This window comes from Prosthecobacter sp. GW821-HT29F12, from assembly GCF_058803405.1.
In genome coordinates this window covers 5,172,339-5,186,334 of record NZ_CM179517.1, presented here as the reverse complement: position 1 = coordinate 5,186,334, position 13,996 = coordinate 5,172,339, and the positions used below count along the sequence as shown (strand labels likewise).

Genomic DNA, 13,996 nt, shown 5'->3' with positions numbered 1-13,996 from the left:
AGGCCGCATGCCCGGCACTGTGCTTGCGCACGAAGTTACGAAGCGGGGCTGTTGGGATTCAGCTCGTCCTGCTTTCGAAGATACTCGCGCAGGACCTCGAGTTCGATGGGCTTGACGAGGTATTCGTCGAAGCCGGCTTCCAGCGCGAGGGCGCGGTCTTCTCTCCTGCCGTAGCCGCTCATGGCGATGATCTGGATCTTCTGGAAAGCGGGCATGGCGCGCAGCCGGCGCGCCACTTCAAAGCCGTCCATGCCGGGGAGGCCGATGTCGAGGAGAACGACGTCGGGTTTGAATTCCGCCGCGACGATGAGTGCGTCCGGCCCGGTGAAGGCGGTGCGGGTCTCATGACCGCGCCGGGTCTGGAGGGTGGCCATGGTGATGGCGGAGTCGGTGTTGTCATCCACCACGAGGATACGGCGCGGGACTTCGGGAGCCTTGGCCACAGAGCGCGGCGGTGGCGGCGGTGGTGGGGCATTGAGAATGGGCAGGTGAACGATGAACTCCGCGCCCTGGCCAGGGCCGGCGCTGTGTGCCTCCACCCGGCCGCCGTGCAGCGCCACCAGCCGCTGCACGAGAGTGAGGCCGATGCCCAGGCCGCCATGCGCACGGTCCAGAGAACGCGTAGACTGGACGAAGAGATCAAACACATGAGGGAGCAGCTCGGGCGTGATGCCGATGCCGTCATCGCTCACGGTGACGGTAACCTCCGGCGGCTGGGTGGTGGTATCGAGCGCCGCTTTGAGGGCGATGTGGGAGCCGTCACCGCTGTATTTGCAGGCGTTGGCGAGGAGGTTGCCAAAGACCTGCTCCAGGCGGGTGGCGTCAGCATCCAGATACACCTGTTCTTGGGGCATGGAGACGCTGAGCTCCTGCCCGTGGGCGGCAATGCTGGCGCGGATTAGACTGGTGGATGCTGTGAGGATGGACTCCAGGCTCACGGGCTTTTTGCGCAGCTCGATCTTGCCTTCAGTGATGCGGGAGACATCCAGCAGGTCATTGATCATGCGGCCCATGTTTTCGATCTGGCGCTCCAAAATGCTCTGGGCCTTGTGCCGGTCCTCATCGCTGGAGCCGGAAATTTCCAGGAGCTGCACGGCATTGCGCATGGGGGCGAGAGGATTGCGCAATTCGTGCGCGAGCATGGCGAGGAATTCATCCTTGTTGCGGTCGGCCTGCGCCAGCCTCTCCGCAGCCTGTCGCAGCGCTTCGCGGGCCTGCTTCTGGGCCGTGATGTCGCGCAGATACGCCGTAAAAAAGGGCGGCTCGTCAGGCATCCGGGTGAGGGTGATGGTCAGTTCGCAGGGGAAGCAGGTGCCGTCTGCGCGCTGTGCGGCGAGTTCCAGACGCTTGCCAAGGGCAGGGCCCGCGCCGGTGGCCATGAAGCGGGCCAGACCGGACTGGTGGGCTTCACGAAACTCCGGCGGGATGATGGTGTCCGCCACCGTGCGACCAATCGCATCCGCACGCAAAATACCAAAGGTCTGCTCAGCGGCGGGATTGAAGTCCACAATGCGGCCCTCATGATCCATGCTGATGATGCAATCCAAGGCCGAAGTCAGGATGGCGCTCTTGCGGGCCTCGCTGGTGCGCAGTGCGCGGTCTGAAGCCCGCTCGACGCTCACGTCGCGGAAGACCAGCACGCAGCCGACAATATCGCCCTTTTTGCAGCGAATCGGCGCAGCGCTGTCGTCGATCGCCCTCTCGGAGCCATCTTTGGCAATGAGGATGGTGTGATTCGCCAGCCCGACAATGACGCCGTCCCGCAGGGCCTTCGTCACAGGGCTTTCCACAGGCTGGCGCGTGGTTTCGTTTACGATGTGAAACACATTCTCCAGCGGCTGCCCATGGGCTTCCTGGTTGCTCCAGCCGGTCATCGCTTCCGCCACAGCATTCAGGTTGGTCACCTTTCCCTCAGTATCCGTGGCGATGACAGCATCACCAATGCTCGCGAGGGTGGTGCGCAGGCGCTCCGCCTGCTCCGCGATGACGGCAGCAGCGGCAGCGCGTGTCTTCAGAAGCCGCCGTACCACGTAGAGAAAGGCTCCCACGCAGGCCAGTGCCGTCAAACCCGAGATCAGGCCGCTGAGCATGGTGATGCGGTAGGTGCGGTGGGTGCGTTTATCCCTGACCTGCAGCAGCTCTCTCTCGTTCGCTGCCATCTGCCTGACCAGCAGGCGCAGCTCGTCCATCAATTTCTTGCCACGACCGACCTTCGCCCTTTCCTGGACCGCCGCAAAGCCCTCCTTCTGCATCAGGAGCCTGGCTTCCTCCATGACGCTCAATTTCTCAGCGATGAGCCGTCGGAGCTGCGGAATGCGTGACTGCTCACTTGGACTGTCGACGATGAGCTGCTCCAATTTGCTCATTTGCGCGTCAATGGCAGCAGGTGCCGCTGCGAAGGGCTCCAGGTATGCAGCATCACCGGTGATGAGGTAGCCGCGAAGGCCGGTTTCCGCATCCGTCATCAGCGGGAGCAGGTTGTCCAGAACTGAAATCACCTCATGCGTATGAGTCACCCACCTGGCATCGGCCCTCAACAGCCGGGTGTTGCGCGCCATGAGGCCGATGTTTGCCACCAACAGGGCAACGACGACCGTCGCGGCAGCCAGGAGCAGTTTATCGATGGCGGGTCTCATGCAATCTGTGGCGGAATCAGGTGAAGGGTGGGCAGCGTGTTTCTGGCCAATCATTCATCGCAGCACACGCCATGAGCAGCTTGTCCTTTGGCGATAAACGCATTGGGACCTCGTTTTGGATTCATTGCCATGATCGGCGGCACTGAACAAAAATCCACCCAATCGAGCATGCCGGTCTTCCTTGGCTGGCAGCCAAGGTTGCGAAATTGGCGGCGGGTGATGACCTTTAACCCCCGCCACTCCGTACGATTCCAAAAGAATGGGCCTGCAACTTCGCAGGCCCATCCCTATCAACTTGTTATCAGACGCAGGCTTTTACACCTTTGCCAAAATCGCATTGAACGTCGCGCTCGGACGCAGCGCGGCATCCGCCTTCGCGAGGTCAGGCTTGTAGTAGCCGCCGATTTCGACGGGATTGCCCTGCACGGCGAGAAGTTCGGCGACGATCTTGGTTTCGTTGGCGGTGAGCTCCTCGGCGATGGGCTTGAACTTGGCCTGCAGTTCGGCGTCGGCGGTCTGGGCGGCCAGGGCCTGAGCCCAGTAGAGGGCGAGGTAGAAGTGGCTGCCGCGATTGTCGATGGTGCCGAGCTTGCGGCCGGGGCTGCGGTCGTTTTCGAGGAACTTGCCGGTGGCGGCGTCGAGGGTTTCTGCCAGCACCTTGGCCTTGGGCAGGCTGAAGTTTTCGGCGATGTGCTCAAAGCTCGGGGCCAGGGCGAAGAACTCACCGAGGCTGTCCCAGCGGAGGTAGTTTTCTTCGAGGAACTGCTGCACATGCTTCGGCGCGGAGCCGCCGGCGCCGGTTTCAAACAGGCCGCCGCCGTTCATGAGGGGAACGATGGAGAGCATCTTGGCGCTGGTGCCGACTTCGAGGATGGGAAAGAGGTCGGTGTTGTAGTCGCGCAGCACGTTGCCCGTGACGGAGATGGTGTCCTCGCCTTTGACGATGCGCTCGAGCGAGAAGGTGCAGGCGTCAGCGGGCGTCATGATGCGGATGTCGAGCCCGCTGGTGTCGTGGTCCTTGAGGTACTTCTCCACCTTGGCGATGATCTGGGCGTCATGGGCGCGGGCCTTGTCGAGCCAGAAGATGGCGGGCACACCGGAGGCGCGGGCGCGTTTGACGGCAAGCTTCACCCAGTCCTGGATCGGCGCGTCCTTGGTCTGGCAGGCGCGCCAGATGTCGCCAGCTTCGACGGCGTGCTCAAGGAGCACGGCGCCTGAGCTGTCGGTCACACGCACGGTGCCGTCGGCGGGAACTTCGAAGGTCTTGTTGTGGCTGCCGTATTCTTCGGCTGCCTGGGCCATGAGGCCCACGTTTGGCACGCTGCCCATGGTCTTGGGATCAAGTGCGCCGTTCTTTTTGCAGAAGTCGATCACGGCCTGGTACACACCGGCGTAGCAGCTGTCGGGAATGACGGCCAGGGTGTCCTGCTCCTTGCCGGCGGCGTTCCACATTTTGCCACCGCCGCGGATCATCGCAGGCATGGAGGCATCGACGATGACGTCGCTCGGCACATGAAGGTTGGTGATGCCCTTGTCGCTGTTCACCATGGCCAGCGCGGGGCCGTTGGCGTAGGCGGCCTGGATGTCGGCCTCGACCTCAGCTTTCTTGTCCGCTGGCAGCTTGGAAAGCTTCGCGACGAGATCGCCGAAGCCGTTGTTCAGATCCACACCGATTTCAGCGAGCACGGCGCTGTGCTTGGCGAGGAGGTCCTTGAAGAACACGCGGACGGCATGGCCGAAGATGATGGGGTCGCTGACCTTCATCATGGTGGCCTTCATGTGCAGGGAGAAGAGCACGCCGTCCGCCTTCGCCTTGGCGATCTGGCTTTCGATGAAAGCGACGAGCGCCTTCTTGCTCATGAGCGTGGCGTCGAGGATTTCGCCGGCTTTGAGCGGGGTCTTGTCCTTCAGCACCTTGGTGGTGCCGTCCTTGCCGATGAACTCGATCTTCACGTCGGTGGCGGCAGGCACGCAGACGGATTTCTCGTTCGAGAAGAAGTCATCCTTGCCCATGGTGCCCACGCTGGTCTTGGAATCAGCGCTCCACTTGCCCATGGAGTGCGGGTGCGCCCGGGCGTAGTCTTTCACGGCCTTCGGTGCGCGGCGGTCGGAGTTGCCCTCGCGCAGCACGGGGTTTACGGCGCTGCCCATGACCTTGGCGTAGCGGGCCTTGATGTCTTTCTCGGCGTCGGTCTGCGGGTTTTCAGGGAGATTTGGCACGGCGTAACCCTTGCTCTGCAGCTCGGCGATAGCGGCCTTGAGCTGTGGCTGGGAGGCGGAGACGTTGGGCAGCTTGATGATGTTCGTGGTGGGCTCCTGGCAGAGCTTGCCGAGGTAGGCGAGGTCGTCGGGCTGCTTCTGTGCGTCCGTCAGGAAATCGGGGAAGTTTGCCAGGATGCGGCCTGCCAGGGAGATGTCGCGCGTTTCGACCGTGATACCGGCGGGCTTCGTGAAGGCCTGCACGATGGGCAGGAACGAAAAGGTGGCCAGCAGGGGGGCTTCGTCGGTCAGGGTATAAATGATCTTCGCGGACATGATTTGGAGGGGGAGAATTGGGAGCGTAAGAGCTAAACGAGACCACGCTCCGGCGCAATCCCAAGGTGTGCTGCGGCACACTGAAAACAAGAGAAGCGGACCCTTGGGGCCCGCTTCTCCGCAGATGTTGCCTAGGCGATGCGCCGACTCAGCACGCAGGCGCTGGCCGCCCCGTGAGCAGGGCGTCCATTTTGTCCATGCAGGTGTTCCAGCCCTGGCTGTGATTGCCTCTGCTTTCGGCCGATGGGAAGCCGCTTTGAGTGAGACGCAGCTCGGTTTGATCTCCGCTGGCGATGAACTCCACGGACACGACCGATTCGCAGCCTGCCCATTCCTCATCGCCTTCATATGTCCAGGTGAAAACCACCTTGGCCGGCGGCGTGATTTCACGATAGACGCCTGTGACAATGAAGGTCTCCCCGCTCTCCGGGGAATGGGTGACAAGGCGGTAGCTGCCGCCGACGCGGAAGTCCGTGGTGCAGGTGGTGGTTTTGCCGCCGCAGCCAAACCATTGGTCCATGTACTGGGGGGTGGTGAAGGCGGCAAACACGCGCTCGCGCGGGGCTTTGAACAAGCGTGTGAGGTTCAGGGTGTCGGATTCGGTGGTGGTCATGGGTGTTGAATAGCGGTGTGGCGCAATTAGTTAACCAAAAGGTTAACAATGCAAGGGCGATTTTCTGGCAAGTTTGACCGCCCACATTCCACTCACCGCAAGACTCCGCGAATGGCCGGCACCAGCAGCTCCGCAACGAGCTGCTGTCCGAGGTCATTCGGATGCATGCCGTCCAGCAGCATCCCCTCAATGGTGGTCTGGTGCTTGGCTGCGAATTCCGGGTAGGCCGCGCGGACATCCACCAGCGGCACTTTCAGTTCTGCGGCGAGCTTGCGCAGGGCTTCGTTGTAACCGGCGAGCGTGGCGGAGTCGAAGCCGTCTTCGGCAGCGGGATTGTAGGGCGGTTTGCCATACAGCTCGCGGAGCTTGGAGGTCCAGCGCAGCGGATTGGTGGTCATGAGGATGACCTTGGCCTTCGCCTCGTGGGTGGCGGAGATCATGCGGCGCAGATTGCTGAGGTATTCGGCCAGTGGCACGCGAGGCTCAGTGGCGGGCGGGTTCTTCCACACATCCATGGCTGAGTCATTGATGCCGAACTGCATCACGACAATGCGTGGCTGGTACTTCAGCACGTCGGTTTGCAAACGCTTCAGCGCATCCCGCGTGGTGTTGCCGGGAATGCCAGCATTGTGCACGCCGAGCGAGGAGCCGATGCTTTGCAGCATGGTCTCCACCCGCGCGGCATACACTTTCAGGCTGCCGCGCGGCGCGGTGGTGGAATCGCCAAACATGACGATGCCGCCTGGTTTCGGCTCCGCCTTGGGCGGCGGGACAAAGACCGGGATCTCGCCTGCGCCGAGATCGGCAGTGTTGATCTTCATGCGCAGGCCGCCCTGCATGGTGGTGATCCACAGCTCTCCGGGCTTGCGCTCGTAAAGGTAGGGATAAGACACGCGGCCACCCGGCACGTAGTTCGCGGCCACGATGACCGGCTTGGACCACGTGGCCGCTTCATCGTCTGAAAACGCGAGCGACAGCTCCACCCGGCTGGAGCCGCTCTTCGGATCATGCCGCGGCGGCGCATTCCACAGCAGCGCGATGCGGCCATCGTTCAAACGCGCCATCTGCGGGCAGCAGGTGACGGAGGCGATGTTTGTTTGCTTCAGGCCGGTCCATTTCAAGCCATCGCGCGAGATCGCCTCCCATAGAAAGCCCGACTCCGTGCGCAGCAAAAGGTAAAGCGAGCCGTCTTTGCGCTCGATCACGCTGCCTTCGAGAGAGCCCGCGTGATCATGCGTGCCGACGCCGTAGTCGAGCATGTCGCCGCGCTGCCAGCTTTTGCCGAGATCATCTGAGGCCCACATCACCGTGGCATGCCGCCACTGCGGGATGATTTCCTGCCCCACAAGCACGATGCGCCCCGACTTCATTTGAATCATCGAGTGAATGCACCCGCACCATGGCGTGCTGAGCAGCACGGGCTTCTCCCACGTTTTGCCATCGTCCGTGCTGCGGCAGGAATAAGTCGGCAATACGAAAGACTTCCAGTCCACGCCGGGTTCACCCCAGTGCCAGCCTTTGGGCTCCTTGCGTTCCGCGCCGTTCATCCAGGCGGAGATGATGACACCTTCGCGGGTGCGCAGAAGCGCGCGCTCGTTGCTGACGTTGAACTTCGCCGGTTCGGCAAACAACGGTGTGGTGCTCCATGTGCGGCCCTCGTCCGTACTGCGCAGCGCGTTCTTCGCATCAATGCACAGCACGCCGCCGTCTGCCGTGGTGACAAACGGCCCCTGGTGCGTGAAGGGCAGCGCCGCCGCCTTGGGATGCAGCTTGGGTGAGTCAGCAGCGAAGGCAGTGGCCGTGATGCCGAGGAGCAGCGGGAGGAGTCTCATGGTGGTTCATTTGTACGCGGTAAAAATGGAGCTTGTACTCATGGCGTTCTGGTTCTGTAAGCAGACCAGCACGGGCAGCGCTGGCAGGAGTGCCCATCGTATCTCTCCTCACGCGATCACATTCTCACCGCGATTTTCCTTCTGCTGCAGCGTCACAGGCCAGCCGGGGAACTGATTGCCCGGCTTGCCGTCTTTCACATCGATGAGGAAGCGGAAGGACTCGATGAAGTAGGTCTTTTTCACTGTGTCGAAGGTGATGAAGCCGAAGCCGCTGCCTTTCTCATGTGCCTTCTCGTAGCGGTTTGCCGCCTGGCCGACCACGGGGTTGCCCACGGCGTAGACGTAGGCCTTGTTGCCGAGACCTTCGATGAACTCGCCTGTGTCCGGCAGGCCATGCTTGGGCCGGTTTTCATGCGGCATTTTGAGCTCATCCGGCCGCCACCAGCGGGGATAACCGGCGGAAATGGCGGGCGTGCAGAAGGACCAGTTGCTGTCGCGCTGTTTTTCCACGCCGTACTGCGTCAGCGTGGTGAGATGCTGGTCGCCATTGATGTGCAGCGCCATGGAGGGACGCATGATTTCCACGGCCCGATTGCGCGGCGTCTGAGGCCAGCCGCCGGAATCGAGATCGGCCTTCAGGTAGCCATCGGGCCCGCCATGATGCGTCGCCACATTGGCAAACACGGTCTGGCTCAGCACGGCCTTCAGCGTGTGCCCGCGCCAGTCCTGCGCCCATTTTTTGAGAAACTCCTCCTGCCGCTCGCCAAGCAGCACGAGCCCCGGCTTGTCGAGCGTGGATGTGTCAAAGTTCGGATCAGGCACGTGGTCTGCGCGGCCAGCGCCCGTCTCCACATGCTCTGGCCCACTTTTCCACTGGCGGTCGGCAATGATCGCGAAGCTCACGCCGCCATAGACCATGTCGCCATAATATACGCTGATGTCCTGCTGCACTGGCTTGGGATCATACGCATCCGGATGATGCGCCACATTCGTCTTGTGCACCGCATTGACCATACGCGCCGGCTCGATGTAGCCGCCCTTGGAGGAGGCACCTGCATCGCCCACGTCCATCTTCTTGCCGCCCTCGCCCCAGATGTTGCCTTGAAAGACATCATGATCATCCGGCAGGCAGAGCGTGGGTGCATTGCGCATCACCTCGCGGAAGGCCCATCCGTGCTGGTAAAACTTGCGCAGGTAGTTCAGGATCGCGGGTTCTGCGGGTTCACGGATGATGCCGAAGCCGCCGTGGTTCTCATAGATCTGGTCGCCGGAGAAGAAGACGAGATCAGGATCGAGCTTGAGCAGATTCTCCGCCACAGGCGCGTAGGGGAAGCCGTAGTCGTTCTGGCAGGTGAGTGCGGCCATGCGCAGCGGGCGGCCTTCGGGGTTGGCTTTGATGGTGCCGGTCCATTCGTGCGGCGTCTCGCTGCCGTCCGTATGCTTTTCGCGATACACCAGCTTGTACGGCGTCGCCTGCTTCTCATTCCATTTGGGAATGCGGAAGGTCGCCACCCATGCATCAGGATCCAGCTTGGCCTTATCGAGTGATTTCCATTTGCCGCCCTGTTGCACCTGCAATTCGACCACCTGACTGTCCTTTGCCCCCATGGGACCTGTTAGCGCGCTGAGCTTCATCACAAAGCCCTCGTTCGTGCGTGAATCGCTCAGCGAGTACATGGACCACAGCAGCGGTCCAAACTGGTTGCCCTGCGTCACGGTGAAGGCGCTGCCTGCCATGGTCCAGTTTTGAAACCGATAGCGTCCTCCTCCTGCTGCACCCGCCTTGCCCTTGTTTTTCTTTGCCCCCGCCACAGCACCAGCGGCGAAGTTGTTGGCGATGGAGACATTGCCGAGAATCTCCTCTGCACCGAAGGGGTGCGAGATCGTCCCCAGCTCCACGCCAGAGTCTGCGATATTGGCTGTGAGTGTCACCACGCACTTGTCTCCTTCAGTTGCGCCCTTGAGCGTCAGCCGAACCTGTTTCAAAGCATTGCCGTCTTTGAGCGGAGCGGTCTTTGGCCCTAGAACCAGAGTTTCGCCCTGCCATCCGGCGTTGATGCCCTTCTGCACAAAGCAGTTGCTGCGGTATTCGTTGATTTCACTGCGCAGGCCGATGCGGAAGCCCGCGCCGCCATCGGCTTTGCCGATCTCCAGGCGGGTCAGCGTCACGCTCATCGTGAAGTCACCGTTATGCGTTACTTGATGCGTCAGTGAATGCACACTGCGGCCACCGCCCATGTTCAGGCACTCCGCGCCGCCTTCGCTCACGCGCCAGTCTTCCATCGGATTCGCCCAGAATTCACCGCCGAGAAACACACGGTCATGCGTTTTGGCCCAGGCATCCGTTGGTGCGTCGGGTTTGGCCGGAGCGGCAGGCGAGTTGTCACGGGCACCAAGACCCATGAGGGTGCCTGCTGTCATCAGCTTGAGTCCAGTGCGTCGGGAGATGTTCCGTTTCATGAGCCCGATGCAACGAAGGCAATGGGTCGCGCCCATCATTAAATTTGGACTTTTGCCTCAACTGCCTGCCGGAGCCTCAGAGGCGACGCGTCGATAGATTTCTTTGGCCGTCTCATAGCTGCGTCTGGCTTCCTCACGCTCTGCCGGAGCGATGTTTTTCTCCCGCACGCGCCAGAGCTGCTCAATGCAGCCGAGGCACCACTGCGCACTGCGGCGTGAGGCGCGGATGGGTTGTTCTGCGACTAAGACGTTCACCGGGTTCGTGTGAAGCTGTGGAAACTGCCGCACCGCCACCCAGCTGCTGCGGGGGATGTCGGCGCTGAAGGTGATCTCATGAATCTGATCATCTGCAGGCACCTCGCGCATGGCCACGGGCAGACCATTCACGATGAGCTCCACCTTGCGTTTGCCGCCGGCATAGGGCTGCGCTGCGGTGACATCGTGATAGTTCACCGTGTCGCCGGTCAGACGTGCGCCAGCGACGGGTGTCGCGCCGCCATAGGCGATCTCCAGCGGTGTCTCAGAACTGAACGCGGCTTTCACACGCACTTCAACCTTCCCCGGCTGCGCGAGGCGCACCTCGTCGCCGGAGGGCTGGCCCGCGACGGTGAAATCGAGCGCGTGCGCATAGCCATCGCTCACATAGCTGCGTCCTTGTGCCATCGCCTCGCACCACTTCTTGAAATCGATGCGGTCGGTCTTGCCGAGCTTCACATACGTGCGGCCCTGGCCCACGCGGGTGCCGCTCATGCAGGGGAAATCGGTTTCGCCGGCGGCCTTGAGAGGAAAGCCGCAGTTCATGAGGTGGTACCAGGTGTTCCACTCCAGCAGGCGCGCGGTGTCCATCGCGCTGATGAAGTCACACACGCCATGCGCGGTGGTGACGAAGATTTCATGGCCGCCCGCATCGGGAATCGCGAAGTTGGGCAGCAGATCCAGCACGCGCTCATGGCTGCTGATGATTTCGGCTTCGTTGAGTCCGCCATCGTGATCGGCATCAGTTTTATCAAACGGCTCCGGCAGCAGCGCACTCTGCGCTTCGGCAGCCGTGAGCCGCGCATCCTTGCTGGCATCGTAGAGATCGAGCAGGCGCTTCGCCGCTGTGGCGGAGTTCACCTGCATGCCACTGCCAGAGTGCGGATAGCCGGTGAAGCCGCCCTGCTGCTTGGTCCAGCGCAGCGCGGGCAAGGTCCAGGTGGGCCAGCCTTTGATGCCGTCTGCGCCGGGATACACCAGCTCACGCAAATTGAGCAGGCACACGTGGCCGAGCGCTGCGGAGCCGAAGCCGCTCACCTCCATGTCGTATTTCATCTGCGTCAGCGGCTCGCTGAATTGATCGACCTGCGGGCCGAAGAACTGGCGCTGGTAGTCGAAGCAGTAGCCCCAGGCGAGCACGCAGCCGACGTTCAGCCCCTCGCCCTTCACCTGCTGAAACATGTGCTCCGGCCGCATGCCTTCGGAAGGCGAGGTGTAGTGTGCGCAACCAGCGGCGTGGATGTGATGATCGCCGCTGTAATAACCGAAGTCCGCCGCATGGATCCAGCGTGCAAGCTTCACGGGAAGCGTGGTCTCCTTCGCTGAAGGGATCATCACCTTTGTCTTTACTGTGCGATATTCCGGGCCGCGCGAGGCCTCCATCGTAAACTCTCCCGGCGGCAGCAGCACGGTGCCGCCGCTGGGGCGGTACAGATGTTTTTGGAAAAAGAAATCCGGCGCGAGCCTTCGTGCCTGTGGCGGAAAGACCTGCCCTTGCGCATTGGTGAAGGTCAGGCGTGCCGTGGTGGCCTGTCCGTCGAAGTCCTGAATGTCGAGCTTCACCTTCACTGCCGGTGATACCTGAAACAGGATCGGCACCTCCGCACGAAAGCCGAGATCCTGCGTTCCCTGGCCGATGTCGAACACGAGCGAGGCCTCGCGTTTGCCCACCTCGCTCGAATAGACGAGTGCGATGACGTATTCGACTTCCAGACCGCTGAGGTTTGCGGTCATTGGCGGCGCATCAAACAAGCTGATCTCCAGAAAACGGTCGGTGCCCTGCGTGTTCTCGTTCTCCCGCAGATGCGTCTGCCGCTCGCGCTCCATGGTGAGCTTGGCCACGCCTGCATAGGAGGGACCTGCCTGCGGGCTGCTGATCTGCAGGCGCGCCACGCTGGTGGCGTGGTTGATCACTTTGATCAGCACGGGCGTGTAGCCTGCCTGCTGCAACTGCGCGGTGGCCGGTCCGCGCTGCGCCTTCACACGTGATTCAGGGCTGATGTCCACCGCGCACAGCACCTGCGGGTCTAGCACAGACTGCACGCCTGCGCCATCGCGCGCCGTGATCGCTCTCTGCAACTTCGTGCGCAGTTCGTTTGCGAGCGGTCTGCCCAGAAAATCCAGCGCCTGCACGACCCGCTGCGCATTCGCCGCCAGTGGCTGGCCTTCGACTTCGATCACCGGCAGCGGCCCAGCGTGGGCTGCGAGGGAGAGCGTCGCGAAAAGGGCGCAGATTTTGTTCATGACCTCTATACGTCACGAACACCCGCATCTTGGATCACGGGCTAAATTGCACCGGCGTGCTCACCATGGCGTCACGGCTGTCAGTGACGTTGATGAACCACGTGTTCGCCTCGGCAGGCGGCTTGGGGGCCGTTATTGTATAGCCCCAGATTGGTGGACTCGCGGTCAGGGAGTTCATCGTGATGGTGGCCGGAAGACTTTTCCATTCGCGCTTCGAACGCAGTCCGGTGTCGGTGGTATAGTTCAGTTCAGCCTTCTGGATGGCGTTCACACATGCAGTGCATGAGACCTCAACCGTATCAGTCTTTAGAACAGGATTGCCAAGGGTTGGCAGCGGCTGTTCGGTTTTAAGACCATCCTTCGCTCCGACCACGGGTGTTATCCCCTTGCACTTCGAATCAATAAAAATCCCGATCTCCTTCGGCGCCCATCCTGGCGGATGCCCATGCGGCATCTTGATCTGGATGCGGATATGCTTCTCTCCAGACACGGCGTTGTAGCTCTTCATGTAGCTGTCGAGCACATAGTGGACGTCGTTGGTGCCGTTCACGAAGAGGATGGGCACATGGCAGCGTGGCAGCAGGCTGCCGGGATCGTATTCCTTCACCCACAGCGCGCGGTGCTCGGGGTCCAGCTTGTCGATGCTGGGTTTTTGAACGGATTCACCTTCGTGCAGGAAGCCGCAGCCATAGACGGGCACGGCGGCTTTGAAGCGATCATCCAAAGAAGCGACGAGGCAGGTCGTGTACCCACCCCAGCTGATGCCGGTGACAGCGGTGTGCTCGGCATCCACTTCGGGGAAACTGCGTAGCAGCGAGTGTGCGCGCATCACGCTCGCGGCGGCGTGGAAGGGCCAGTCATCGCTGGTATCAGGAGTGAGCACGCAGTCAAATTTTTCAGGATGGCCGTGCTGTGGGCCCGCATTCGGCAGGCGCGTGCGCACTCCGCGATGGCCGTTGCCGATCGCCATGCCGGTCTTGGGGTCAAACTCGACCTCAGGCGGACGCGAGCCATTCAAATCCATCGCAATGGCGGCGTAGCCGCGCTTGGCCCACAGGTGCACCCAGTCAGCGAAGGCCGTGCCGCCACCGCCGTGAATGAGCACCACGCCGGGGAACTTGGTGCCAGGTTTCACCTTCTCTCCCAGAGTTATCGGTGAGGCATAAAACGCGAAGACCTCGGTGTCATGGCCCTGGTACTTTTCACCCGCATAGGTCAGCGAATGAATCGGCTGATCCTGCCGCACCCATTTCATGGCAGGCACGTTGTTTTTAAGGGCATCCAGATCCCAGGGGCCGACTTTTTCGGCGTGGATGGATGTGGCGAGACAAACGGCAGCGGTAAAAAGAGATAACCTCATGGCGGAAGATCAAACGCTCCCGCCAAGTCAATTCAGCATCTTTTTTCTACAGCTTGGGGCA

The 13,996-nt window shown here is 61.6% G+C and carries 7 protein-coding genes; all 7 read right to left on the bottom strand.

Features of this window, described 5'->3' with window-relative positions:
- Positions 1-35 precede the first annotated feature (35 nt).
- The gene (locus tag AC3RLQ_RS21305) at positions 36-2,636 is read right to left on the bottom strand and encodes a PAS domain S-box protein (RefSeq protein ID WP_493030651.1); all 2,601 of its coding nucleotides are present in this window, start codon (positions 2,634-2,636) and stop codon (positions 36-38) included.
- Positions 2,637-2,951: 315 nt separating this feature from the next.
- Positions 2,952-5,171, bottom strand: a complete 2,220-nt coding sequence (locus tag AC3RLQ_RS21300; protein WP_493030649.1) for an NADP-dependent isocitrate dehydrogenase — start codon at positions 5,169-5,171, stop codon at positions 2,952-2,954.
- Positions 5,172-5,319: 148 nt separating this feature from the next.
- Positions 5,320-5,784 (bottom strand): SRPBCC family protein, encoded by a 465-nt coding sequence (locus AC3RLQ_RS21295; protein ID WP_493030647.1) that lies wholly within the window; start codon positions 5,782-5,784, stop codon positions 5,320-5,322.
- A gap of 92 nt (positions 5,785-5,876) precedes the next feature.
- Positions 5,877-7,616 carry a GDSL-type esterase/lipase family protein gene (locus tag AC3RLQ_RS21290; RefSeq protein WP_493030646.1) on the bottom strand — a complete coding sequence of 580 codons (1,740 nt, stop codon included), beginning with the start codon at positions 7,614-7,616 and terminating at the stop codon, positions 5,877-5,879.
- A 108-nt stretch (positions 7,617-7,724) separates the two neighbouring features.
- Positions 7,725-10,076, bottom strand: coding sequence for an alkaline phosphatase D family protein (locus AC3RLQ_RS21285; RefSeq protein ID WP_493030645.1), 2,352 nt, complete (start codon positions 10,074-10,076; stop codon positions 7,725-7,727).
- A gap of 57 nt (positions 10,077-10,133) precedes the next feature.
- A complete protein-coding gene (locus tag AC3RLQ_RS21280) occupies positions 10,134-12,575 on the bottom strand; it encodes a CehA/McbA family metallohydrolase (RefSeq protein ID WP_493030644.1) in 2,442 nt (813 codons plus the stop codon).
- A 34-nt stretch (positions 12,576-12,609) separates the two neighbouring features.
- Positions 12,610-13,935: an alpha/beta hydrolase family protein gene (locus AC3RLQ_RS21275; protein ID WP_493030643.1), complete on the bottom strand. Its 1,326-nt coding sequence runs from the start codon at positions 13,933-13,935 to the stop codon at positions 12,610-12,612.
- Between the last annotated feature and the right edge of the window lie 61 nt (positions 13,936-13,996).

Excerpts from the sequence above, each read along its gene's own strand:
- AC3RLQ_RS21305 (WP_493030651.1), bottom strand. The coding sequence starts at position 2,636 with ATGAGACCCGCCATCGATAAACTGCTCCTGGCTGCCGCGACGGTCGTC.
- AC3RLQ_RS21300 (WP_493030649.1), bottom strand. The coding sequence starts at position 5,171 with ATGTCCGCGAAGATCATTTATACCCTGACCGACGAAGCCCCCCTGCTG.
- AC3RLQ_RS21295 (WP_493030647.1), bottom strand. The coding sequence starts at position 5,784 with ATGACCACCACCGAATCCGACACCCTGAACCTCACACGCTTGTTCAAA.
- AC3RLQ_RS21290 (WP_493030646.1), bottom strand. The coding sequence starts at position 7,616 with ATGAGACTCCTCCCGCTGCTCCTCGGCATCACGGCCACTGCCTTCGCT.
- AC3RLQ_RS21285 (WP_493030645.1), bottom strand. The coding sequence starts at position 10,076 with ATGAAACGGAACATCTCCCGACGCACTGGACTCAAGCTGATGACAGCA.
- AC3RLQ_RS21280 (WP_493030644.1), bottom strand. The coding sequence starts at position 12,575 with ATGAACAAAATCTGCGCCCTTTTCGCGACGCTCTCCCTCGCAGCCCAC.
- AC3RLQ_RS21275 (WP_493030643.1), bottom strand. The coding sequence starts at position 13,935 with ATGAGGTTATCTCTTTTTACCGCTGCCGTTTGTCTCGCCACATCCATC.